Origin of the sequence: Roseateles sp. DB2, from assembly GCF_051857535.1 — a bacterium.
Lineage (GTDB): Bacteria > Pseudomonadota > Gammaproteobacteria > Burkholderiales > Burkholderiaceae_C > Roseateles_B.
Window position 1 is genome coordinate 77,830 of the sequence record NZ_JBPZGY010000005.1, and the last position, 22,519, is coordinate 100,348.

Genomic DNA, 22,519 nt, shown 5'->3' on the forward strand with positions numbered 1-22,519 from the left:
TCAGTCATGGACGTGGGGACGTGGCGTGGTGAGCCGGGGCGCCGCGGCGCCGCCTGCGGGGAGCGGTGGGCGGACGGCCGGGGCTTCAGTAGCCGGGGTATTCCATCTGCAGGGCCACCCAGGCGGCGGTGCGGGGGCCGTAGTCGGCGGCGATGCCCTTGAGCGCCTGGTCCAGGGCGAGCAAGGGCTCCACGGCATCGGGGGCTGACAACATGCGTCGCGGCGCGTCGGCACCCACCACGCGGTCGGGGATGAGGGTCAGACCGCGCCGCGAGCGGATCGTGCCGGGGCGGGGCGCCACGGTCAGGGCCGTGGAGCGGTAGGTGGCGGAGTAGACCTCGGCCTTCAGGGCCAGGGCGATCTCGTCGACGCCCTGGTCCACCGGAATGCCGACGTCCTCGTGGGACCAGAAGGCGATGGCATTGCCGCCGATGGTGAGCTTGTGCTTCCAGCTCATCTGGAAACGTTCGCCGGGGTGCTGGGCCGACCAAGCCATGCCGGCGCCGCCCAGTTCGCGGGCCAGCTGCGTGGCACGCTCGGTGCCCGCGATGGCCTCGACCAGGGCCAGGGACACGGGGATGGTGGCGCTGACGCCCGTGGTGGTGATCACGCGCCGGTCTTCGACGTAGCGCAGATGCTGTTGCCACTGCACCTGCGGGAACTTCTTGCGCAGATCGTCGCGCGAGTACCAGTGGCCGGTGGCTCGGCGCCCGTCCAGCAGGCCCGCGCGGGCCAGCACCCAGACGCCGTCGCACACGCCGACGATGGTCGCGCCCTTGGCTGCCTGGGATTTGACCCAGGCCAGCAGGGCGGGGTCGTCGTCCTTGTGCACGGCGGGCACGATGACGTAGTCCGCGCCCTCCGGGTGCTCCTGGTCGAAGCGGGCGGTGGTGGCCTGCGGCTCCACATTCATGGGAGCGGGGAACATGCGGATGGGCCCTGGCTGGGTGGCCAGGGCCTGGACCTCGGCCACGCCGGCCGCGCTCAGCACGCCGTAGGGCAGGACGTAGTCGGTGAGTTCGGTGTAGTAGTTCTCGGCGACGATGGCAACCAGGGGCTTGCTGCGTCCGTGCCGGGGGCGGTAGGGGCTCAGGCGCTCAGCCGTCTGCTGCGGGGCCTCGGCTGCAGCCGAGGGCCGGACAAGGCCAGGCGCAGCGCCGGTGCCCGATGCGCTCTGGGCCTGCGCACCGGCCTGCGCACCGGCCAGCGTGCCCAGGGCAAAGAGCAGGATCAGGGTGGTCTGGAAGAGGCGCATGGGGCGTCCTGCGGATGACGAGTACCTGGCCTCAGGAGGCCGAGGGCGGCAGCACGGTGTTGAAGGTGATGCGGTCGGCGCCACGGGCGGACTGCACCTCCAGCTTGATTTCCCACCAGCCGGTCATGTTGAACTTCATGCCCTCCAGCACATAGGCGCCCGGCACGCCCGCGGCGCTGACCCGCGGCTGCGTGGGAAAGCCGTGACCATGCTCGGGCATGCCGCCGTCCACCGCGATGCGGGCATCGGGCACGGGCTGGCCTTGGGCGTCCAGCAGGCGGATGTTCCAGCTGTGGATCTTGTTGACGCGCAGTGGCTCGGCCGGCGGGCTCAGCTCGATGCGGTAGGTGCCGGCATCGGTGTTGCGCTGCAGGGCGAGGTTGAGGTCGGGGGCGGGGTGCGATTCCATGCGCGCATGGCTCATGTCGCCGTGCGGGGCGCAGGCGCCCAGCGCCAGGGCGGAGATCAGCAGGGGCAGCAGACGGTGGACGGTGTTCATGGGAAAGCTCCGCGATGAGGAACAAAGGCCTTAGGGGCAGGGGACAAGGGCGGTCAGACGTGGCGCAGGGCATCCACGATGTTCTGGCGGGCGGCGCGCAGCGAGGGCAGCCAGGCCGAGAGCGAGGCGACCAGGATCAGGCCCAGGGTCGTGCCGGCGATGAGGCCGGTCTCGCCCCAGACGCGGATGATCAGCGGCACCGGCGAGCGGCCCGGCGGCGTCCAGGTCAGGCCGCTGTGGTTGATGAGGCCGGCCAGGCTGGCGGCGATGCTCACGCCCAGCACCGCGCCCACGATGCCCAGCAGCAGGCCCTCCTGCATGAAGAGGCGGCGCAGCTTGGCGCGGCGCAGGCCCATGGCGCGCAGGGTGCCGATCTCCACGGTGCGCTCGATCACCGCCATGCTCATGGTGTTGCCCACGGTGAAGAGCACGATGGCTGCGATCAGCAGGGCCACGAAGCCGAACAGCGTGGCGAACATGGCCAGGGCCTGGCCATAGAAGGGATTGAGCGCGCTGAAGTCCAGCACCTCGACCGGCTCCTGCGGGAAGCGCTCGGCCAGCAGTTGCTCCAGTCGCGCCTTGGCGGCCGGAATCTGGTCCGTGTGCTGCAGCTGCAGCACGATGGCCGTGGCCTTGGGGGCTTCCTTGCCGAAGACCAGTTGCTGGGCCTGGGCCAGGTGCAGGCCCACGTAGACGTCGTCGAACTCCTTGACGCCCTGCTCCTCGGCCTTGACCACCTGCAAGCGGGCGACATTGGGCGCACCCTGCGCAGTGGCGGCCAGCATCTCGATGGCGGCGGCCGTGGCCTGCGGCGCTGTCTCGGCGCCATTGGCCAGACTGCCCAGGGCGGCGATGTCTGAGGGCAGATCCGCAGCGGGGGCGGCGGAGGTCTTGGGGCTGGGCTTGGGGGCGGCCGCAGCGGGCTGGCAGTCCTGCAGCTTCAGCGGTCCGCACAGTTGCAGCACGCGGGCCAGGCCGGTGCCCAGCACGGCGGTCTCGGGGCCTGTGCCGGTCAGGGCCATCTGGGGCACCTGCACGGGGAAGTTGTAGCCGTTCCAGGCGCGCATGCGGTTCTGGTCCTCGACGACCACCCCCAGGCCCAGGGCCGTGCGGGAGACGCCGGCGCCGAAGTTGCCTGCGATGCCCTGCAACTGCAGGGTCGGCGTGGCCACCAGCACCAGGGGCTTGAGCACCGGGTCCTGCTGGATGGCGGCGATGATCTCGCGGTACTGCGCCAGGCCGTAGGCGGCCGGGTTGCCGCTGCCGTAGCGGTAGTAGCCCTCGCGCTGGATCTGCAGGTGGCCACCGTATTTCACGTAGTCGGTCTGCAGGCCATAGGTGATGTTGCGGCTGTAGCCGCCGAAGAGCAGCACCGCGTTGGCGCCGACGATCATGGCCAGCAGCGTGGTGATGGAGCGGCGGCGGTTGCGCAGCAGATTGCGCCAGGCCAGGGAGAGTGTGTTCATGCGGCCACCTTCAGGGCGTCGGCACGGCGCAGCTCGACGATGCGGCCGTCCTTGATGCGGACTGTGTCGTCAGCGGCCGCCAGGACCTGGGGATCATGGGAGGAGATGACGAAGCTGACCTGCTGCTCGCGCTGAAGCTGGCGCATCAGCTCGATGATGCTGGCGCCGGTCTGGCTGTCGAGGTTGGCCGTGGGCTCGTCGGCGAGGACCAGCTGGGGGCGTGCCGCGAGGGCTCGCGCAATGGCCACGCGCTGGCGCTGCCCGCCCGAGAGCTCGCCCGGGCGCCGACGCGCTTGCTCGGACAGGCCCACGGCAGCCAGCATGTCAGCAACACGCGCCTTGCGCTCGGCCTTGTCCATGCCCAGCATCACCAGCGGGTATTCGACGTTCTCCGCAGCATTGAGCACGGGCAGCAGGTTGAAGTTCTGGAAGACCACGCCCAGGTGGCGGGCGCGGAAGTCGGAGAGCTGGTCGTCGTCCATCGCGACGATGTCGTGGCCCGCTACGTGGATGCGCCCGGCGTCAGGGCGGTCCAGGCCGCCGATGAGGTTCAGCAGCGTGGTCTTGCCACTGCCGGATGCGCCGCTGATGACGGTCAGCAGGCCGGCACGCACTTCCAGGTTGATGTCCTGGAGCGCTGCGACGCCCACGGCATCCAGGTGGTAGGTCTTGGCGACGGCATGGAGGTGCACGGCGATCATGAGGGGCCTGCGGGAGTTCGGGGTCTGGGGAATCCAGCACGCAGGGCGTTCCATGCATGGCTGGCGTCGACCGGGCCGAAGGATATAGAAGGAGGCAAGCCGGGAAACCTGTTCGTTCGTACATCCTTCGGCCGGCTTTTGGGCGGGACTTTTGCCGTGGCTTTGGCGAAAATCCAGGCGCACCGGCAGCGCGTTAGCAGCTGTCGGGCCAGGGAGCCCAGAATGAGTCCGAACCGCAAGCCGCAGGTCCTGCTGACCCGCCGCCCTCTTCTTCTCGCACCGCCTCTTTGCAGAGTGAGCTGACACCATGACGGAGACAGTCCACCGCATCTTCGCCCCGCCCGCCGAGGCGGCCAGCGATCTGGAACAGGCCAATACCGACGCAGTCCGCAGCCAGGTTCGCTACCTCGTGGCCGTGCGCCCCATCGAGTTCTTCAGGCAATCGGAGATCATCGACCCCGCCCATGTGCAGGAGCTGGCGAGCCGCATTGCGGCACTGGGCCTGTGGACCTCTGCCCTGCCCGTGGAGGCTGGCAGCGGCTATGTGATGGACGGCAACCACCGCCTGGCTGCGGCACGCCTGCTGGGCCTGCGCCGCCTGCCCTGCATCCCTCTGCAGTACGGGGACAAGCGCATTGACGTGCGCTGCTGGGCCTCGGGCCGCGGCTACTCCTACAGCGAGTTGATGGGGTTTGTGGAGAGCGAGCAGCTGCTGCCCTACAAGACCACGCGCCATGCCTTCATGCCCAATCTGCCGGAGACGGAGATTTCGGTCGGCCTGCTGCGCTGAGCATCGGGCCGTGGCGGGAGCCCGGCCATCGATCCGGCCATGGCGGCCTATCCCGGGCGCACGGCCACTCATGGAAAAGGGCGCCGAGGCGCCCTGTCCCTTGCCTGGCCCGTGGACTGGCTCCACCCGCCGTGCCGGGCCTTGCCGGGTCTGCCCTGGCACCTTTGACGGCAGGCAGACCGTGTCCTCAGTTGGCCGGGAGCTGATCCAGCTGGTCGGTGTCTAGGGACTCCAGAGGCGTCAGATGGTCGAAGCCGGTGCCCACCTCCAGCCATTCCGCCAGGGTGCTGTCCCGCACCTCCAGCCCATCCAGGGATGCGGGCATTTCCTGGATCTCCGGATGGCTGACCGGGCGGACTTGGTAGGGGGCGAAGTAGAAGTCGAGACTGAGGCTGGGCATGTCGGGGACTCACGACGTTTTCTATGGGCCGAAGCATCGCTGCTTGGCGGCCTGATGGCAGCCCCCCCCGAAGGGCGTCCCCGGGACGCGGGGGGTCGGTTGTCACCCCCCCTCGTTCCGTGAGGAACCTTTCCATTCTTGCCGGCCCTGCCCTCGGGCGCATGGCGCCACATGGCAGCCGGCGGGCTGCCGCGCCTGGCAGAGGCAGCCTCACGGGTTCAGGGGCTGAGCCGGGCGTGCGCATTCGATGCCGGCCTGGGCTCAGCCCAAGCCTGGCGGACTGACAGCCTCAGGGGTCCCCATGTGCCCCGCATGTCCTGCATCCCCCGCTTCCCAGCCTGGGTGAGACGAGGCCGGTCCTCATGAGGCTCAGTGCGCCGGAGCAGGCGCCGGCTGGCTGACCACGGGTGCGCGGCTCACGCGGGTCTTGCCGCCGGTGGTCACGAGGATGACCGCGTCGCCAGGGATGAAGTTCTCCTGGCCCTTGGCCTGTACGACGGAGCGGCGTTCGCCATTGCGCAGTTGCACCAGGATCTCCAGGGCTTCCTCGCGGGTGGCGCTGCGCTCGATGGCGTTGCCGATCACGGCGCCAGCCACGGCGCCCAGCACGCCGACGACCTGACCCTCGCGGCGGCCGCCCACCGAGGAACCGGCCACTGCGCCCACCACGCCGCCGGTCACCGCGCCGGCACCGCTCTGGCTGCCGTCCACGGTGACGGGGCGCACGCTCAGCACGGTGGCGTCCACGACCTGGGACATGCGCTGGGCGTCATGACGCTGGACGACGTCCGGGTTGCTGGTGGAGCAGGCGCCCAGCAGGCTGAGGGCGAGGACGCTGGCGCAAAGGGTGAAGGTCTTGTTCATGGTGAGGATTCTCCTGGTGGTGTCTGCCACCACAAACGTGGTGGAGGCAGCGGCGTTGACGCCTTGACGCTACTTTACCCAGCGAGGGCGGCTCGACGGAGCACCGTACGTGACGACTGGGTCGGAGTTTTGTGTACGTTCCGTGACGGCCGGCCCGGGGCTGGCCTGGCGTGCCGACTCGCCAGCGGCATCAACGCTGGCCTGACGACGGGCGTTGAGCTTGAAAGAGGGCATCACAGTTCCTCCAGGACGCAATGCATGTACCAGCGTTGGGGGCGGCGGCCAAAACCCTGAAATGTCATGCCCGCGCCCGCTGCTCCTTGTGGATCCGAATGAAGCTGAGCGAGCCAGAAGGGCTGCCGATTGCGTGGGCGCGCTCCTGTCGCTGGAAGCGTGCCTACGCTGGACCTCATGGATGGCAAGTTCGCCGACGCGGCCCATCAGTCGACGAATCCTGCTCATCTGCTGAACGCAGAGCGAATCCGGCCGGTGTCCCCACTCTGAGGGCTGCATTCACGGCGGCGATCCCGCCGTGTCACCCATGCAGCCGGCTGCTCCTCGGCACGCTGGCCAGCAGGAACTCCATCTGGTCGACCAGGATGCGGCGGCCACGCAGAATCATGTCCTCGTGGAGGCTGGGCACATAGGGCAGGTAGAGCAGGCTCATGCGGGCCTCCTCGGGCAGGCGGTCGGCCTTGCGGCCGTTGCAGCTGCGGCAGGCGGTGATGCAGTTCATCCAGCTGTCGCGCCCGCCGCGCGAGCTGGGCACGATGTGCTCGCGGGTGAGGTCGTCCTCGGGGAAAGCGCGGCCGCAGTAGGCGCAGAGGTAGCGGTCGCGGGCAAAGAGCTTGTGGTTGGACAGCGCCGGTTCCTGGCGCCAGGCCCGCGAGGGCACGGCCCCGCGCACGGCGATGATGGGGTGGACCTCGATGCGGGACTGCAGCCCGGTGCGCCGCTGCAGCCCGCCGCGCAGGACCTGGCAGGGCTCGCCCAGGGTCCAGGCGATGCCGTCATTCGCATAGAGGGCGGCCGCGTCCCGGGTGGTGATCCAGGCCTGCGGTCGCCCCGAGACATCCAGTTGCAGAACATCCACGGCGCTGACCTCCAAGCCCTCAGGGTACTGCAGGTCCGCCGACGGACTCAAGGCGCCGACGAGGGCAGGGCCCGCGATCCGGGGCACTGTGGGCCGTTGGCCACCCGTCAAGCGCCTGTCATCGAGGCCACTCAGACTGGCAGGTCTGCCTCTTGCCCCGCTGCGGACTCAGGCCGTCCGTTGTTGGGTTTGTCTGGCCATCTGCTGCATTGCAGCAAATATCAGGGTTCACCCTGGAATCCAGCGGCCCAGCGTGCGCTTCTAGGCGGATGCCCCTAGAAAGCCCGGTGCGAGGCTTGCACAGGGGGCGGTCTTTTGGGCAAAAATAGAACGATCGTTCGTTTTATTATTGACGCCCTCAGCGCTCACGAAAGACCACCGTGCCCACCGCCACCACGCCCGCCAGCAAGCCCGAGACCCGGGCTCCGCGCCGTGCCGTCCGCTCCCTGCAAAAAGGGCAGCAGACGCGCGCCGCCATTCTGGAGGCGGCCCTGGGACTGGCCTCGCACATGGGCCTGGAGGGCTTGTCCATCGGCGCCCTGGCCGATGTGACCAAGATGAGCAAGTCCGGCGTCTTTGCCCATTTCGGCTCGCGCGAGGAACTGCAGATCGCGGTGGTGCGTGAGTATCACGCCAAATTCGAGGAAGAGGTCTTCTTCACGGCGATCCGCGAACCGCGCGGCCTGCCGCGCCTGCGCGCCCTGTACGAGCGCTGGGTGCGTCGCGTGTCGGTGGAAATCGACTCGGGCTGCATCTACATCTCCGGTGCCGTCGAGTTCGACGACCGCCCGGGCCCGGTGCGCGACGCGCTGGTGTCCATGGTCAAGGCCTGGCACGCGGCCCTGCACAAGGCCATTCTTCTGGCCAAGGAAGAAGGCCATCTGGCCGCCGATACCGACGCCCTGCAGATCCTCTTCGAGCTGCACGGCCTGATCCTCTCCCTTCACCACGATGCGCGCTTCATGCGCAGCCCCGGCGCCCTGGAGCGCGCCGGCAAGGGCTTCGAGCGCGTCATCGCCTCCTGCATCACCGCGGCTGGCCATCAGGTCGACCGGGGGCAGGGGCCCGAAACCGATGCCCCCGACACGGGGTCCAAGTCCCGCGGCGCTGCCGCCTCGCGCAAGCGCGCCTGATCTCTCACCACAAGTCCACACAGGAGCCGACCATGCCCACCTACACCCCTCCCCTGCGCGACATGCAGTTCGTGATGCACGAGCTGCTGAATGTGGTTGACGAGCTCAAGATGCTCCCCGCCCATGCCGACATCGACGCCGACACCATCAACGCGGTGCTGGAAGAGGGCGGCAAGTTCTGCGCCGAGGTCATCGCTCCGCTGAACCTCAGCGGTGACGCCGAAGGCTGCAAGTTGGACAAGACCACGCATGAGGTCACCCCGCCCAAGGGCTTCAAGGAAGCCTACAAGCAGTACGTGGAAGGCGGCTGGCCTGCGCTGTCCTGCGACCCGGCCTACGGTGGCCAGGGCCTGCCGGTGCTGGTGAACCAGGGCATGTACGAGATGATGAACTCGGCCAACCAGGCCTGGACCATGTACCCCGGCCTGAGCCACGGCGCCTACGAGGCCCTACACGCCCATGGCACGCCCGAGCAGAAGTCCACCTACCTGACCAAGCTGACCAGCGGCGAGTGGACCGGCACCATGTGCCTGACCGAACCGCACTGCGGCACCGACCTCGGCCTGCTGCGCACCAAGGCCGAGCCCCAGGCTGACGGCACCTACAAGATCACCGGCGCCAAGATCTTCATCTCGGCCGGCGAGCACGACCTGGCCGAGAACATCGTCCACCTGGTGCTGGCCCGCCTGCCGGACGCTCCTGCCGGTTCCAAGGGCATCTCCCTGTTCATCGTGCCCAAGTTCCTGGTGAACGCCGACGGCACCCTGGGCGCGCGCAACGGCATCTTCTGTGCCGGCCTGGAGCACAAGATGGGCATCCATGCCAACTCCACCTGCCAGATGGTGCTGGAAGGCGCCATCGGCACCATGGTGGGCGAGCCCAACAAGGGCCTGGCCGCCATGTTCGTGATGATGAACGCCGCCCGCCTGGGCGTGGGCAACCAGTCCCTGGGCCTGACCGAGGTGGCCTATCAGAACGCCGTGACCTACGCCAAGGACCGCATCCAGATGCGCGCCCTCTCGGGCCCCAAGGCACCGGACAAGGCTGCCGACCCCATCATCGTGCACCCCGACGTGCGCAAGATGCTGCTGACCGCCCGCGCCTATGCCGAAGGCGGCCGCGCCCTGTCGACCTACGTCGCCCTGCAGCTGGACAAGGCCCTCTCCTCGGACGATGAGGACGAGCGCAAGGAATGCGAGGCCGAAGTCGCCCTGCTGACTCCCATCATCAAGGCCTTCCTGACCGACAACGGCTGGATCGCCACCTCGCACTGCATGCAGGTCTTCGGCGGCCACGGCTTCATCCACGAGTGGGGCATGGAGCAGTTCGTGCGCGATGCGCGCATCAACATGATCTACGAGGGCACCAACACCATCCAGTCTCTGGATCTGCTGGGCCGCAAGGTGCTGGGCAACAACGGCGCCACGCTGAAGAAGTTCGGCAAGAAGATCGCCAGCTTCGTCGAGGAAGAGGGCACCAGTGAAGCCATGCAGGAGTTCATCAACCCGCTGGCCGACCTGGGCGACAAGGTCACCAAGCTGACCACCGAGATCGGCATGAAGGCCTTCCAGAACCCCGATGAAGTGGGTGCCGCCGCGGTGGACTACCTGCGCGTCGTGGGCCATCTGTGCTTCGCCTATTTCTTCGCCCGTTCGGCCAAGATCGCCCTGGAGAAGCAGGGCAGCGGCGACCCCTTCTACACCGCCAAGCTGCACACCGCCCGCTTCTACTTCGCCAAGCTGCTGCCCGAGACGGCCTCGCTGATCCGCACCGCCCGTGCCGGCCTGCAGCCGCTGATGGCCATGGACGAAGCCCTGTTCTGAAGACAGGGTCAATGAAGGACCTGGCATTGCAGAGCAGGAAAGGCTCTGCGATGCTGGCGCTCCCGAAGCCCCGCCTCGGAGAAGGTGGGGCGTTCACATAAAACACAGGAGACTCGCCCATGACACGTGCCCTTGCCACTTCCCTGATCGCCACCGTGCTGCTCGCCGCACCCGCCTGGGCCCAGAGCTCGCCGGTGGGCCTGTGGAAGACCATCGATGACGACGGCAAGACCGAGAAGTCCCTGGTGCGCATCAGCGAAAGCAATGGCGTGCTGGTCGGCAACATCGAGAAGATCTTCGACCCCACGCACCAGGACTCCAAGTGCGATCTCTGCAAGGACGATCGCAAGGACAAGCCGGTGCTGGGCCTGCAGATCATCCGCGGCGTCAAGCACGACGCCGACGACAAGGCGCTGTGGACCGGTGGCGAGATCCTGGATCCCAACAACGGCAAGACCTACCGCACCCGGCTCAAGCCCATCGAAGGTGGCAAGAAGCTGGAGATGCGCGGCTACGTGGGCTTCTTCTACCGCACCCAGGTCTGGGTCCGCGTCGAGTAAGGCCTCAAGCGGACGCAGCCTGCCGAAGGCGGCGTCCACCCCCTGAATTGAAAGAGGAGTAATTCCGTGAGTCGATTCCAAGTTCGCAAAGTCGCCGTGCTCGGCGCTGGCGTCATGGGCGCGCAGATCGCTGCGCACCTGGTCAACGTCAAGGTGCCCGTGGTGCTGTTCGACCTGCCGGCCAAGGAAGGCCCCAAGAACGGCATCGTGACCAAGGCCGTCGAAGGCCTGAAGAAGCTCAAGCCTGCTCCCCTGGGCGTGCCCGAGGACGCCGCGCTGATCCAGCAGGCCAACTACGAAGAGCACCTGGAACTGCTCAAGGACTGCGACCTCATCATCGAGGCCATCGCCGAGCGCATGGACTGGAAGCTGGATCTGTACACCAAGATCGCTCCCTTCATCGCCCCGCACGCCATCGTGGCCTCCAACACCTCGGGCCTGAGCATCACCAAGCTCTCCGAAGTTCTGCCTGAAGAGATCAAGCCGCGCTTCTGCGGCATCCATTTCTTCAACCCGCCGCGCTACATGTACCTGGTGGAGCTGATCAACACCCCGACGACCCGTCCGGAAGTGATCGACCAGCTCGAAGGCTTCGTGACCACCGCCGTGGGCAAGGGCGTCGTGCGCGCCAATGACACGCCCAACTTCGTGGCCAACCGCGTCGGCATCGCCGGCATGATGGCCACCATGATCGAGGCCGAGAAGTTCGGCCTGTCCGTCGACGTGGTCGACGACCTGACCGGCAAGAAGCTCGGCCGCGCCAGCTCCGGCACCTTCCGCACGGCCGACGTCGTGGGCCTGGACACCATGGCCCACGTCGTCAAGACCATGCAGGACAACCTGAAGGACGACCCCTTCTTCTCGACCTACGCCACGCCCAAGGTGCTGGCCGGCCTGATCGAGAAGGGCGCCCTGGGCCAGAAGTCCGGCGCCGGCTTCTACAAGAAGGTGGGCAAGGACATCCAGCGCCTCGATTTCGCCACGGGCGAGTACGTGGCCGGCGGCAAGAAGGCCGACGAGATCGTCGCCCGCATGCTGAAGAAGCCCGCGGCTGACCGCATCAAGCTGCTGCGCGAATCGAGCAACCCGCAGGCCCAGTTCCTGTGGTCCATCCTGCGTGACAGCTTCCACTACGTGGCCGTGCACCTGGCCACCGTGGCCGACACCGCCCGCGAGATCGACTTCGCCATGCGCTGGGGCTTCGGCTCGCAACAAGGTCCCTTCGAGCTGTGGCAGGCCGCCGGCTGGACGCAGGTCGCCCAGTGGATCAAGGAAGACATCGAAGCCGGCAAGACCCTGGCCAGCGCCCCGCTGCCCGCCTGGGTGTTCGAAGGCCCCGTGGCCGAGAACGGTGGCGTGCACAGCGCCAACGGTTCCTGGAGCGCCGCCGAAGGCAAGTTCAAGCCCCGCGCCAAGCTGCCGGTGTACGAGCGCCAGGCCTTCCCCGAGTCCCTGGTGGGCGAGGGCGCTGTCGAGCCCCTCAAGGCCGGCACGGAAGAGTTCAAGAACGAGGAAGTGCGCGTCTGGAGCCTGGACGGCGAGGTGCTGATCGCCTCCATCACCGCCAAGCTGCACCTGATCAGCCCGACCGTGACCGAGGGTCTGCTCAAGGCTGTCGAGATCGCCGAAGCGAAGTACAAGGGCCTGGTGATCTGGTCGCCGGACGATGTGTTCTCGGCCGGTGCCAACCTCGAAGCCCTGATGCCCGTCTTCATGACCAAGGGCGCCAAGGGCATCGCCCCGGAAGAGAAGAAGCTGCAGGACATGATGCTGCGCGTGCGCTATGCACAGGTGCCCGTGGTTGCCGCCATGCGCGGCCTGGCCCTGGGCGGCGGCTGCGAGCTCGCCGTGCACTGCGCCCGCCGCGTGGCGCACATGGAGTCGTATGTCGGTCTGGTGGAAGTCGGCGTGGGTCTGATCCCCGGCGGCGGCGGCCTGACCTACATCGCCCGCCGTGCCGCTGAAATGGCGGCCGCTGGCAACTCCGGTGCCGACATCTTCGCCTTCCTGAAGGACGGCTTCACGACCGCGGCCACCGCCAAGGTCGCCACCTCGGCCGTGGAAGCGCGCAAGAACGGCTTCCTGCTGGACTCCGACCTGATCGTTCCGAACAAGGACGAGCTGCTCTTCGTGGCCAGCGCCCAGGTCAAGGCCATGGCCGACTCCGGCTATCGCGCCCCGATGAAGGCCCGCATCCCCGTGGCCGGCCGCTCCGGCATCGCCACCATCAAGGGCCAGCTGGCCAATATGCGTGACGGCGCCTTCATCAGCGAGCACGACTACCACCTGGCCAGCCTGATCGCCGACGTGGTCTGCGGTGGCGAAGTGGAAGCCGGTACCGTGGTCGACGAGGAATACCTGATGACCCTGGAGCGCAAGCACTTCTGCAGCCTGCTGGAGAACCCCAAGACGCAAGAGCGCATCATGGGCATGCTCCAGACCGGCAAGCCGGTGCGCAACTGAGTGGGGCTACTGCGCGAACGTCATGCGTCGTTGGGCGGTGCTCGGAATCCTCACGTACCTCCAGTACGTTCCGGTTCCTGCGCTCCGTCCGCCTAGCCTGACGTCCGCTCGCTACGCCCGGTGATAGCCCACATACGTCCTATGACTGCTGCCAACCGCCTCGCCCGCACCCTGTCCAAACTGGACGCGCTGCCCGCCGCCCTGCGCCCTCTGGCGCGCAATGCGGTGCTGCGCCGCGCCGTGCCCTTCACCGGCACGGCCAAGCTGGACTTCCTGCGGCTGGAGCCGGCGGTGGCGGAGATCGCCATCGCCAACCGCCGCCCGGTGCAGAACCACATCGGTGGCGTGCATGCCGCCGCCATGGGCCTGCTGGCCGAAACGGCCACGGGCATGGTGGTGGGCATGAACGTGCGCGACGACTGCCTGCCCTTGTGCAAGTCCATGCACCTGGCCTTCAGGAAGCGCGCGACGGGCGGCCTCAGCGCCCGTGCCGTGCTGACCGAGCAGCAGCGCCAGCTGATGCAGGCCGAGCCCAAGGGCGAGGTGAGCGTGCAGGTGACGGTGACCGACGAGGCCGGGCTGAACCCGGTGGAATGTGAATTTGTCTGGGCCTGGGTTCCCAAGAACGCCCCAGCGCCCGCCAAGAACTGAAAGGTTGAAATCATGGCCAAGCAAGTGCAAGAAGCCTATATCTGCGCCGCCACGCGCCTGCCCATCGGCAAGTCCGGCCGCGGCTACTACAGGAACACCCGTCCGGACGAGATGCTGGTGCGCGCCATGCAGGCCGCCCTGGCCCAGGTGCCGGGCCTGGATCCGGCTGCCATTGAAGACGCCATCGTGGGCTGCTCCTTCCCCGAAGGCGAGCAGGGCATGAACATCGCCCGCGTCGGCGCCGTGCTGGCCGGCCTGCCCAATTCCGTGGGCGGCGTGACGGTCAACCGCTACTGCGCCTCGGGCATCACCGCCCTGCAGATGGCCGCTGACCGCATCCGCGTGGGCGAGGCCGAGGTGATGATCGCCGCCGGTGTCGAGTCCATGTCCATGGTCCCGATGGGCGGCAACAAGCCCTCGCTGTCTCCCGCCATCTTCGAGCGCGACGCCAACATCGGCATCGCCTATGGCATGGGCCTGACCGCCGAGAAGGTCGCCCAGCAGTGGAAGGTCAGCCGCGAAGATCAAGACGCCTTCGCGCTGGAGTCCCACCGCCGCGCCCTGGCCGCCATCGAGGCCGGCCACTTCAAGGCTGAGATGACGCCTTTTGAGATCCTCGAGCGCATCCCCGATCTGGCCACCGGCGAGATCACCCTGAAGAAGCGCACGGTCGACATCGACGAAGGCCCCCGCAAGGACACCTCGCTGGAAGGCCTGGCCAAGCTCAAGCCCGTGTTCGCAGCCCCCAAGGACCCCACGGGCAAGGCCACCGGCCTGGGCAGCGTCACCGCCGGCAACAGCTCGCAGACCTCGGACGGCGCTGGCGCCCTGATCGTGGCCTCGGAAGCCGCCGTCAAGCGCTTCGGCCTGACCCCGCTGGCCCGCTTCGTGTCCTTCACCGTGCGCGGCGTGCCGCCCGAGATCATGGGCATCGGCCCCATCGAGGCCATCCCCGCCGCCCTGAAGCTGGCTGGCATCACGGCCGCTGACCTGGACTGGGTCGAGCTGAACGAGGCCTTCGCCGCCCAATCCCTGGCCGTGCTGAACGACCTGGACAGCAAGGGCATCGTCCTGGACCGCGCCAAGGTCAACCCCAACGGCGGCGCCATCGCCCTGGGCCACCCGCTGGGCGCCACGGGTGCCATCCGCGCCGCGTCGGTCATCCACGGCCTGCGCCGCACTGGCGGCAAGTACGGCATGGTGACCATGTGTGTGGGCGCCGGCCAGGGTGCCGCAGGCATCCTGGAACGCCTGTGATTCACTGCTGAGAACGCGGCCTGCGGGCCGCGTTTTTCATTGCAGGTCCGCATCTGTCGAGGAAGGAGCACTCCATGCTGCATTTCAAGGCCCGCGACGGCTTCGCGCTGAGCGGTCATCTCTACGGCGACCCCGCCACGGCCCGGGCCGGCCTGCTGATCGCCCCGGCCATGGGCGTGGAGCAGCGCTACTACGCCGACTTCGCCCACTGGATGGCCGCCCAGGGCTGGCTGGTGATGAGCTTCGACTACCGCGGCATGGGCGCCTCGCGCCCGGCCGAGATGCGGCATTCGCTCAAGGGCCTGGACGCGGACATCCGCACCTGGGCCGAGCAGGACGCGGCCGGCGCAGTGGACGAGCTCTCGCGCCTGCTGGGTCCCGACCGCCCGCTGCACTGGCTGGGCCACAGCCTGGGCGGGCAGATCCTGGGCCTGCTGCCCAACCGCGAGCGCATCGCCAAGGCGGTGACCGTGGGCAGCGGCAGCGGCTACTGGCGCCGCAACGCCGCCCAGCTCAAGCGCTATGTCTGGTGGCTGTGGTACGTGGTGGTGCCGCTCACGCTGCCGCTGTTCGGCTACTTCCCGGGCCGCCGCCTGCGCAAGGTCGGGGACCTGCCGCGCGGCGTCATGGCGCAGTGGCGCCGCTGGTGCCTGGACCGTCAGTACATGATGGGCGAGGGCGGCGAGGCGCTTCGCCAGCGCTACGCGAGCCTGCAGACGCCCATGCTGTCGCTGTCCTTCACGGACGACGAGTTCATGTCCCGCTACAGCATCGAGCACCTGCACAGCTTCTATGCCGGCGCGCAGCCGCAGCTGCAGCACATCGCCCCGAAGGACGTGGGCGAACGCCGCATCGGCCACTTCGGCTTCTTCCGCGCCCGCTTCGAGGCCAAGCTCTGGCCGCGCGTGAGTCTGTGGCTGCAAGGCGCCTGAGCATGGACGCAAGACCTGACCCCCATCGCGCCGCCGAACCCTCGCGCCGCCTGGTGCTTGGCGCGGCGCTGGTCTCGGGCACCGGCCTGCTGAGCGGCTGCCAGGGCCAGCTGCCCGAGGGCTTCCAGGGCTGGGCCCAGGCCCAGAAGGCCGTGCTGGAGCTGCGCTTCCACGCCCGCAAGCACGAGGGCGCCTGGACCGTGCCCCAGCTGCTGGAGCACCTGGCCCAGAGCATCGAGTACTCGATGAGCGGCTATCCGGCGCCCAAGCCGGCCTGGTTCCAGTCCACCCTGGGCAAGACCGCCTTCGCGCTCTTCGACGCCCGCGGCAAGATGAACCACGACCGCGATGAGCCCATCCCCGGCGCCCCGGCCCTGGACGCCGAGGCCACGCTCAAGCACGGCGTGCAGCGCCTGCTGGACGCCATGGACGCCTTCGCCGCCTGGACCGGCCCGCTGAAGCCCCATTTCGCCTACGGGCCGCTGAGCAAGCCCGAGTACCAGCGGGCCCACCTGATGCACCTCGCCCACCACTGGGAGCGGCTGCAGCCTGCTGCGGCCTGACCTTCTGAATCGCCAGTGCAGCGCGCCTGCTCTGGCATCATCCGCCCCCAAGGAATTTGCCTGGAGAGAATGCCGTGACCATCAAGACCGCCACCGTCAACGGCGTGCTGACCCTCGAGATCGCACGCCCCGAGAAGAAGAATGCCCTGACCCGCGCCATGTACCAGGCCATGGCCGATGCCCTGATCGCCGCCAATGGCGACAAGGCCGTGCGCGCCGTGCTGATCCAGGGCCAGCCCCAGATCTTCACCTCGGGCAATGACATCGAGGACTTCATGGGCAGCCCGCCGCGGGACGAGAACGCGCCGGTCTTCCAGTTCATGCGCGCCCTGCTGGGCTGCGAGAAGCCGGTGATCGCGGCCGTGAACGGCGCCGCCATCGGCATCGGCACCACGCTGCTGCTGCACTGCGACTTCGTCTACGTGGCCGACGACGCCCGTCTGGCCATGCCCTTCGTGAGCCTGGGCCTGGTGCCCGAGTTCGGCTCCAGCCTGGTCGTGCCCCGCCTCATGGGCCATGTGAAGGCGGCCGAGAAGCTGCTGCTGGGCGACCCCTTCACCGGCGCAGACGCCGTGGAATGCGGCATCGCCAACGCCGTGCTGCCGGCCGGCGAGGTCGTCAACCAGGCCCGCCGTGTGGCCGAGCGCTTCAACAGCCTGGCGCCCAGCGCCGTGCGCGAGAGCAAGCGCTTGATGCGCCGCCACAGCATCGAGCAGCTGCAGGAAGCCATCAAGACCGAGGCCGAGATCTTCGGTGCCCGCCTGCGCTCGCCCGAGGCCACCGAGGCCTTCCAGGCCTTCTTCCAGAAGCGCCAGCCCGACTTCTCCCAGTTCGACTGATGCTGGGCCCGGCCAAGCTGCTGCTGGCGCCGGTGCTGCTGTGGCAGGGCCGGCAGGTGCGCAAACGCGCCCTGCAACTGCCCGAGGCTGCCGGCGCCCGGGCCGGGCAGGCCGGGGAGGGCGCGCTGCAGCTGCGCCTGCTCATCGTCGGGGATTCCTCCGGCGCGGGCGTGGGCGCTCCCACGCAAGACCTGGCCCTCGCCGGCCGCCTGGCCGCGCACCTGGCCCAGGCCCTGGGCGGCCGCGTGCACTGGCAGCTGGTGGCCCGCACCGGCCATGACAGCGCCGATGCCCGCCAGCACCTGGCGCAGGCCGAGCTGCAGCCGGCCGACGTGCTGGTGACGGCCCTGGGTGTCAACGACGTCGTCGGCCAGCGCCGCGCCGGCCACTGCCTGCGTGACCTCGACGCCATCCACGAGCTGGCCCGCCAGCGCTGCGGTGTGCGCTACAGCCTGCACAGCGCCGTGCCGCCCATGCATGCCTTTCCGCTGCTGCCCCAGCCCCTGCGATGGATGCTGGGCGCGCAGTCCCAGCGCCTGAACCGCCGCCTGGCCCGCCACCTGATGGGCCGGCGTGACCGCGGCCTGCAGTCCCTGCCGGCGCATCTGCACGGCCCGGCCGCCGCCCAGCACATGGCCGAGGACGGCTTTCACCCGGGGCCGGCCGGCTACGAGGTCTGGGCGCAGGCCCTGAGCCAGCGCCTGGTGCGCGAACGCCGGATCTGGTCGCCCGCAGACTGAGCGGCCTTCAGATCACGTTGAGCTCGCGATAGGGCTCGCCGCGCAGCAGGCGGTCCGGGCCCAAGGGCGAGAGGTCCAGGGTCTCGTAGCGGCCGCTGGCGATCCACTCGGCCAGGCCGCGGCCCACGCCCGGCGCATGCTGCAGCCCGTGGCCCGAGAAGCCGCAGGCCATCAGCAGGCGCTCCTGGCCCGGCCAGGGGCCCACGAGGCCGTTGTGATCGACGTCGTTCATCTCGTAGTAGCCCGCCCAGCTGCGCTCCTGGCGCAGGCTGGCAAAACCTGGCACCCGCTCGGCCAGTGCGGGCCAGAGGCGCTCCTCGAAAAGATAGTCCTCGGGATCCAGCGGGAGGTCCGGCGCATCCTCGCCAAAGGGCGGCCCGCCGCAGATGAACTGGCCCGCGCCCTCGGGGCGGAACCACAGGCCGGACGGGTCGATGACCAGGGGGCAGCCCGGCGCCTGTTCGTCTGTGCGGAAGGCATAGACGCTGCGCCGCCGGGCGCTGACGGGTAGGGCGATGCCCGCTGTGGCCGCCAGCGGAGCGGACCAGGCGCCGCAGGCCAGCACGAAGCGGTCCGCCTTCAGCAGACCGCCGCTGGTGGCCTGCACGCCGCAGACCTGGCCCTGGCCGTCCAGCTCGAAGCGCAGGGCCTCGTCCTTCAGGTACTGCACGCCCGCGGCCTGTGCCCGCTGCTTGAGCGACTGCAGCAGGCCCCAGCCGTCGAACCAGCCCTCGCCGCTGCGGCCCCAGCTGCCCAGGGCCAGGTCTTGCGTGGCGAGCCAGGGGAAGTGGCGCTGCAGCTCGGGCAGGTCCAGCAGGGCCACATCAGCCCCTTGCTGGCGCTGCAGGCGGTTCAGGGCCTCCTGCTGCGCGGCGCCCGAGGGCGGGATCAGGTAGAGATAGCCCTGCTCCACCAGCGCGGCCTGCGGCCCCGCGGCGCGCAGCACCTCCAGGCCGTGCAGGGACAGGGCGATGTTCAGCGGGGTCGAGAACTGCTGGCGGATGGAGGCCGCCGAGCGCGCCGAGGAGGCCTGCTCGTAGGCCGGGTCCCGCTCCAGCACCGTGATGCGGCCGCGCCAGCCGGGGCGTTCGGCCAGGCTGGCGGCCACGGCGCTGCCGAGCGCCCCGCCGCCGAGGATCAGCAGGCCGTCCTGCATGGAGCCGAGCTCAATCCTCGATGCTGAAGGGGCGGGACTTGCCGTCCTTGTCGATGGCCACGTAGGTCAGCTGCGCCTCGGTGACCTTGACCACATGCGGGCTGGCCGGGTTGCGCTCGGCGATCACCTCCACCTGCACCGTGACCGAGGTGCGGCCCACGCGCACGACCTGGGCGTAGAAGGAGAGCAGGTCGCCGATGGACACCGGCTGCTTGAAGAGGAACTCCTTCACCGCCACGGTGGCGATGCGCCCGCGGCTGAGGCGCGCCGGCAGGATGGAGCCGGCGATGTCCACCTGAGCCATGATCCAGCCGCCGAAGACGTCGCCGTTGTGGTTGGCGTCCGCCGGCATGGGCATCACGCGCAGCACCAGCTCGCGGGGCCAGACGCGGGCGTCAGGGGCGGGGGCGGCGCTGGGGGCGGGGGCCAGGGGGCTTTGGGTGTCGGACATGATGGGCAATCGGGACTGCAGTGACAATGCGGCCCATTCTCTCCCTATCACCATGCGCCGTCATCCTTCTGTCACGACCTCTGCCTCCTCCTCGCACGCAGGCTCGGCCCAGGGTGGCGCCGCGCCCCGCCTGGACACCACCGTCAAGGGCGACTGGGGCACCGTCGCCAAGCTCATGCCCTATCTGTGGCACTACCGCTGGCGGGTGAGCCTGGCCCTGGGCTTCATGCTGGCTGCCAAGCTGGCCAATGTGGGCGTGCCGCTGTTGCTGAAGGAGCTGGTGGACAGCCTCAGCCTCAAGCCCGGTTCGGCCGAGGCGATGCTGGCGGTGCCCGTGGGCCTGCTCGTGGCCTACGGCCTGCTGAGGCTCTCGACCTCGCTGTTCACCGAGCTGCGCGAGCTGGTCTTCGCCAAGGCCACCGAGGGCACCTCGCGGGCCATCTCCCTGCAGGTCTTCCGCCACCTGCACGACCTCTCCCTGCGCTTTCACCTGGAGCGCCAGACCGGCGGCATGACGCGCGACATCGAGCGTGGCACCCGCGCCGTGCACTCGCTGATCTCCTACTCGCTCTACAGCATCCTGCCCACGCTGATCGAGGTAGTGCTGGTGCTGGGCCTGCTGGGGATCAAGTTCGATGCCGTCTTTGCGCTGATCACCATCGCCGCGCTGGTGATCTACATCGCCTTCACCGTCTACGTGACGGAATGGCGCACGCAGTTCCGCAAGCAGCTCAACGAGCTGGACTCGGTGGCGCACAGCAAGGCCATCGACTCCCTGCTGAACTACGAGACCGTCAAGTACTTCAACAACGAGGACTTCGAGGCCAGCCGCTACAACGAGAGCCTGGAGAAGCTGCGCCGCGCGCAGCTGAAGTCGCAGAGCACGCTGTCCATGCTCAATACCGGCCAGCAGCTGATCATCGCGCTGGCCCTGGTGGCCATGCTGTGGCGCGCCACGCAGGGCGTGGTGGCCGGGCACATGAGCCTGGGCGATCTGGTGATGGTCAACGCCTTCATGATCCAGCTCTACATCCCGCTGAACTTCCTGGGCGTGATCTACCGCGAGATCAAGCAGAGCCTCACCGACCTGGAGAAGATGTTCCAGCTGCTGGCCCGCGACCGCGAGGTGGCCGATGCGCCGGGCGCGCCGGCCCTGCAGGTGTCCAGCGGCGCGGTGCGCTTCGAGGACGTGCGCTTTGCCTACGACCCCGAGCGGCCCATCCTGCACGGCATCAGCTTCGAGATCCCGGCGGGGAAGAAGGTAGCCGTGGTGGGCCCCAGCGGCTCGGGCAAGAGCACGCTGGCCCGCCTGCTCTACCGCTTCTATGACGTCGACGGCGGCCGCATCCGCATCGACGGGCAGGACATCCGCACCGTGCAGCAGGGCTCCGTGCGCCGCGCCATCGGCATCGTGCCCCAGGACACCGTGCTCTTCAACGACAGCATCGCCTACAACATCGGCTACGGCCGGCCCGGCGCCAAGCAGGCCGAGATCGAGGCCGCAGCCAAGGCGGCCCACATCCACGGCTTCATCGCGGCCACGCCCAAGGGCTACGAGACCACGGTGGGCGAGCGCGGGCTCAAGCTCTCGGGCGGCGAGAAGCAGCGCGTGGCCATCGCCCGCACCCTGCTGAAGAATCCGCCCATCCTGATCTTCGACGAGGCCACCTCGGCCCTCGATTCCAGCAACGAGCGCGCCATCCAGGCCGAGCTGGAAGCCGCGGCGCAGGACAAGACCGTGCTGGTGATCGCGCACCGCCTCTCCACCATCGTGGACGCCCACGAGATCCTGGTGATGGAGCAGGGCCGCATCATCGAGCGCGGCACCCACGCCCAGCTGCTGGCGCAGAACGGCCGCTATGCCCGCATGTGGGCCCTGCAGCAGGCCGCCCATTGATCCCCGTGATCACACCTTCGACCCCTTCGCTACACTGCCGCCGTGGAAACCAAATGGCTTGAAGATTTCGTCAGCCTGGCCGAGACGCGCAGCTTCTCGCGTTCGGCCCAGCTGCGTCACGTGACCCAGCCGGCCTTCTCGCGCCGCATCCAGGCGCTGGAGGCCTGGGCGGGCGTGGACCTGGTGGATCGCTCGTCCTACCCCACGCGCCTGACCGCCGCTGGCGAGACGCTGCTGGGGCAGGCGATGGAGGTGCTCGGCAACCTGCAGGCCACGCGCAACATGCTGCGCAGCCACCAGTCGGCCGGGCAGGACATGATCGAGTTCGCCGTGCCGCACTCCCTGGCCTTCAGCTTCTTCCCGCACTGGCTGATGGAGCTGCGCCAGCGCTTCGGCGCGGTCAAGAGCCGGCTCAATGCCCTGAACGTGCACGACGCCACCCTGCAGCTCAGCGAAGGCAACTGCGACCTGCTGGTGGTGTATCACCACGCGAGCCAGCCCCTGCAGCTGGACCCCGAGCGCTACGAGATGGCCTCTCTGGGCCACGAGACCCTGGCCGCCTACGCCCGCTCCGATGCGCAGGGCCGCCCCCTGTTCAGCCTGCCCGGCCACCCGGGCCAGAAGATCCCCTTCCTCAGCTACGCCGCGGGGGCCTACCTGGGCCGGCTCGTGGAGCTGATCGTCAAGGCTTCGCCCACGCCCCTGAACCTCGATGCGCTCTACGAGACCGACATGGCCGAGAGCCTCAAGGCCATGGCCATCGAGGGCCACGGCCTGGCCTTCCTGCCGGCCAGCTCGGTGGCGCGGGAGCTCAAGTCCGGCCGCCTGGTGCGCGCCGCGCCGGAAGGCCAGTTCGAGCTGAGCATGGACCTGCGCATCTACCGCGAGCGTCCGGCCATCGCCAAGCGCAGCAAGCCCGCGGCGCTGGCGCTGTGGAACTACCTCAAGGAAGAGCAGGGCGCGGCCCAGGGCGGCTGAGGGTCCGC

At 68.8% G+C, this 22,519-nt stretch carries 22 protein-coding genes and 1 other RNA gene; 14 read left to right on the top strand and 9 right to left on the bottom strand.

The genetic code is table 11. The features are described from left to right. Positions 1 to 85: 85 nt before the first annotated feature. From ACS5PK_RS09815 to ACS5PK_RS09830, 4 genes are read right to left on the bottom strand one after another with little or no spacing between them, the layout of a single operon-like run. Positions 86 to 1,255 carry a DJ-1/PfpI family protein gene (locus ACS5PK_RS09815; protein WP_439440054.1) on the bottom strand — a complete coding sequence of 390 codons (1,170 nt, stop codon included), beginning with the start codon at positions 1,253 to 1,255 and terminating at the stop codon, positions 86 to 88. A 31-nt stretch (positions 1,256 to 1,286) separates the two neighbouring features. Further along, a complete protein-coding gene (locus tag ACS5PK_RS09820) occupies positions 1,287 to 1,754 on the bottom strand; it encodes a FixH family protein (protein ID WP_439440055.1) in 468 nt (155 codons plus the stop codon). Positions 1,755 to 1,807: 53 nt separating this feature from the next. Then, positions 1,808 to 3,220: an ABC transporter permease gene (locus ACS5PK_RS09825; RefSeq protein WP_439440056.1), complete on the bottom strand. Its 1,413-nt coding sequence runs from the start codon at positions 3,218 to 3,220 to the stop codon at positions 1,808 to 1,810. Beyond that, the gene (locus ACS5PK_RS09830) at positions 3,217 to 3,921 is read right to left on the bottom strand and encodes an ABC transporter ATP-binding protein (protein ID WP_439440057.1); all 705 of its coding nucleotides are present in this window, start codon (positions 3,919 to 3,921) and stop codon (positions 3,217 to 3,219) included. Before ACS5PK_RS09830 ends, ACS5PK_RS09825 begins: the two co-directional genes overlap by 4 nt. 307 nt (positions 3,922 to 4,228) lie before the next feature. On the opposite strand from ACS5PK_RS09830, the gene ACS5PK_RS09835 reads away from it, so the two are divergent. After that, positions 4,229 to 4,711 carry a ParB N-terminal domain-containing protein gene (locus tag ACS5PK_RS09835; RefSeq protein WP_439440058.1) on the top strand — a complete coding sequence of 161 codons (483 nt, stop codon included), beginning with the start codon at positions 4,229 to 4,231 and terminating at the stop codon, positions 4,709 to 4,711. 187 nt (positions 4,712 to 4,898) lie between these two features. On the opposite strand, the gene ACS5PK_RS09840 is transcribed toward ACS5PK_RS09835, so the two are convergent. The 3 genes from ACS5PK_RS09840 to ACS5PK_RS09850 all read right to left on the bottom strand — a co-directional run bounded on the left by ACS5PK_RS09840 (position 4,899) and on the right by ACS5PK_RS09850 (position 7,068). Continuing rightward, positions 4,899 to 5,111 carry a hypothetical protein gene (locus ACS5PK_RS09840; RefSeq protein WP_439440059.1) on the bottom strand — a complete coding sequence of 71 codons (213 nt, stop codon included), beginning with the start codon at positions 5,109 to 5,111 and terminating at the stop codon, positions 4,899 to 4,901. A gap of 369 nt (positions 5,112 to 5,480) precedes the next feature. Beyond that, on the bottom strand, positions 5,481 to 5,975 hold the full coding sequence (locus ACS5PK_RS09845) for a glycine zipper 2TM domain-containing protein (protein WP_439440060.1): 495 nt from the start codon (positions 5,973 to 5,975) through the stop codon (positions 5,481 to 5,483). A 535-nt stretch (positions 5,976 to 6,510) separates the two neighbouring features. Further along, on the bottom strand, positions 6,511 to 7,068 hold the full coding sequence (locus ACS5PK_RS09850) for an HNH endonuclease (RefSeq protein ID WP_439440061.1): 558 nt from the start codon (positions 7,066 to 7,068) through the stop codon (positions 6,511 to 6,513). Positions 7,069 to 7,448: 380 nt separating this feature from the next. On the opposite strand from ACS5PK_RS09850, the gene ACS5PK_RS09855 reads away from it, so the two are divergent. From ACS5PK_RS09855 to ACS5PK_RS09905, 11 genes are all read left to right on the top strand, one after another. After that, a complete protein-coding gene (locus ACS5PK_RS09855; protein ID WP_439440062.1) occupies positions 7,449 to 8,201 on the top strand; it encodes a TetR/AcrR family transcriptional regulator in 753 nt (250 codons plus the stop codon). A 32-nt stretch (positions 8,202 to 8,233) separates the two neighbouring features. After that, positions 8,234 to 10,024: an acyl-CoA dehydrogenase C-terminal domain-containing protein gene (locus tag ACS5PK_RS09860; protein ID WP_439440063.1), complete on the top strand. Its 1,791-nt coding sequence runs from the start codon at positions 8,234 to 8,236 to the stop codon at positions 10,022 to 10,024. A 119-nt stretch (positions 10,025 to 10,143) separates the two neighbouring features. After that, complete coding sequence (locus tag ACS5PK_RS09865) at positions 10,144 to 10,584, top strand: DUF2147 domain-containing protein (RefSeq protein ID WP_439440064.1); 441 nt, start codon at positions 10,144 to 10,146, stop codon at positions 10,582 to 10,584. Between the two features lie 66 nt (positions 10,585 to 10,650). Further along, positions 10,651 to 13,047, top strand: a complete 2,397-nt coding sequence (locus tag ACS5PK_RS09870; RefSeq protein ID WP_439440065.1) for a 3-hydroxyacyl-CoA dehydrogenase/enoyl-CoA hydratase family protein — start codon at positions 10,651 to 10,653, stop codon at positions 13,045 to 13,047. 52 nt (positions 13,048 to 13,099) lie between these two features. Further along, a non-coding RNA gene (locus ACS5PK_RS09875) (sX9 sRNA) lies at positions 13,100 to 13,176 on the top strand. Positions 13,177 to 13,188: 12 nt separating this feature from the next. Then, positions 13,189 to 13,698: a DUF4442 domain-containing protein gene (locus ACS5PK_RS09880; protein WP_439440066.1), complete on the top strand. Its 510-nt coding sequence runs from the start codon at positions 13,189 to 13,191 to the stop codon at positions 13,696 to 13,698. Between the two features lie 12 nt (positions 13,699 to 13,710). Beyond that, the gene (locus tag ACS5PK_RS09885; RefSeq protein WP_439440067.1) at positions 13,711 to 14,955 is read left to right on the top strand and encodes an acetyl-CoA C-acyltransferase; all 1,245 of its coding nucleotides are present in this window, start codon (positions 13,711 to 13,713) and stop codon (positions 14,953 to 14,955) included. 74 nt (positions 14,956 to 15,029) lie between these two features. Next, on the top strand, positions 15,030 to 15,887 hold the full coding sequence (locus tag ACS5PK_RS09890) for an alpha/beta hydrolase family protein (protein WP_439440068.1): 858 nt from the start codon (positions 15,030 to 15,032) through the stop codon (positions 15,885 to 15,887). Between the two features lie 2 nt (positions 15,888 to 15,889). Next, positions 15,890 to 16,450: a DUF1569 domain-containing protein gene (locus ACS5PK_RS09895; protein WP_439440069.1), complete on the top strand. Its 561-nt coding sequence runs from the start codon at positions 15,890 to 15,892 to the stop codon at positions 16,448 to 16,450. Between the two features lie 74 nt (positions 16,451 to 16,524). Further along, positions 16,525 to 17,289: an enoyl-CoA hydratase gene (locus ACS5PK_RS09900; protein ID WP_347609545.1), complete on the top strand. Its 765-nt coding sequence runs from the start codon at positions 16,525 to 16,527 to the stop codon at positions 17,287 to 17,289. Then, on the top strand, positions 17,289 to 18,029 hold the full coding sequence (locus ACS5PK_RS09905) for an SGNH/GDSL hydrolase family protein (RefSeq protein WP_439440070.1): 741 nt from the start codon (positions 17,289 to 17,291) through the stop codon (positions 18,027 to 18,029). Before ACS5PK_RS09900 ends, ACS5PK_RS09905 begins: the two co-directional genes overlap by 1 nt. Before the next feature lie 7 nt (positions 18,030 to 18,036). Here the strand turns inward: ACS5PK_RS09905 and ACS5PK_RS09910 are convergent, their stop codons facing one another. After that, complete coding sequence (locus ACS5PK_RS09910) at positions 18,037 to 19,185, bottom strand: NAD(P)/FAD-dependent oxidoreductase (protein ID WP_439440071.1); 1,149 nt, start codon at positions 19,183 to 19,185, stop codon at positions 18,037 to 18,039. Positions 19,186 to 19,195: 10 nt separating this feature from the next. Next, positions 19,196 to 19,636: an acyl-CoA thioesterase gene (locus tag ACS5PK_RS09915; protein ID WP_439440072.1), complete on the bottom strand. Its 441-nt coding sequence runs from the start codon at positions 19,634 to 19,636 to the stop codon at positions 19,196 to 19,198. A 52-nt stretch (positions 19,637 to 19,688) separates the two neighbouring features. Here ACS5PK_RS09915 and ACS5PK_RS09920 point away from each other — a divergent pair, with 52 nt between their 5' ends. Together ACS5PK_RS09920 and ACS5PK_RS09925 are read left to right on the top strand one after the other, a co-directional pair. Then, complete coding sequence (locus ACS5PK_RS09920; protein ID WP_439440073.1) at positions 19,689 to 21,533, top strand: ABCB family ABC transporter ATP-binding protein/permease; 1,845 nt, start codon at positions 19,689 to 19,691, stop codon at positions 21,531 to 21,533. A 42-nt stretch (positions 21,534 to 21,575) separates the two neighbouring features. After that, the gene (locus ACS5PK_RS09925) at positions 21,576 to 22,511 is read left to right on the top strand and encodes a LysR substrate-binding domain-containing protein (protein WP_439440074.1); all 936 of its coding nucleotides are present in this window, start codon (positions 21,576 to 21,578) and stop codon (positions 22,509 to 22,511) included. Positions 22,512 to 22,519 lie beyond the last annotated feature (8 nt).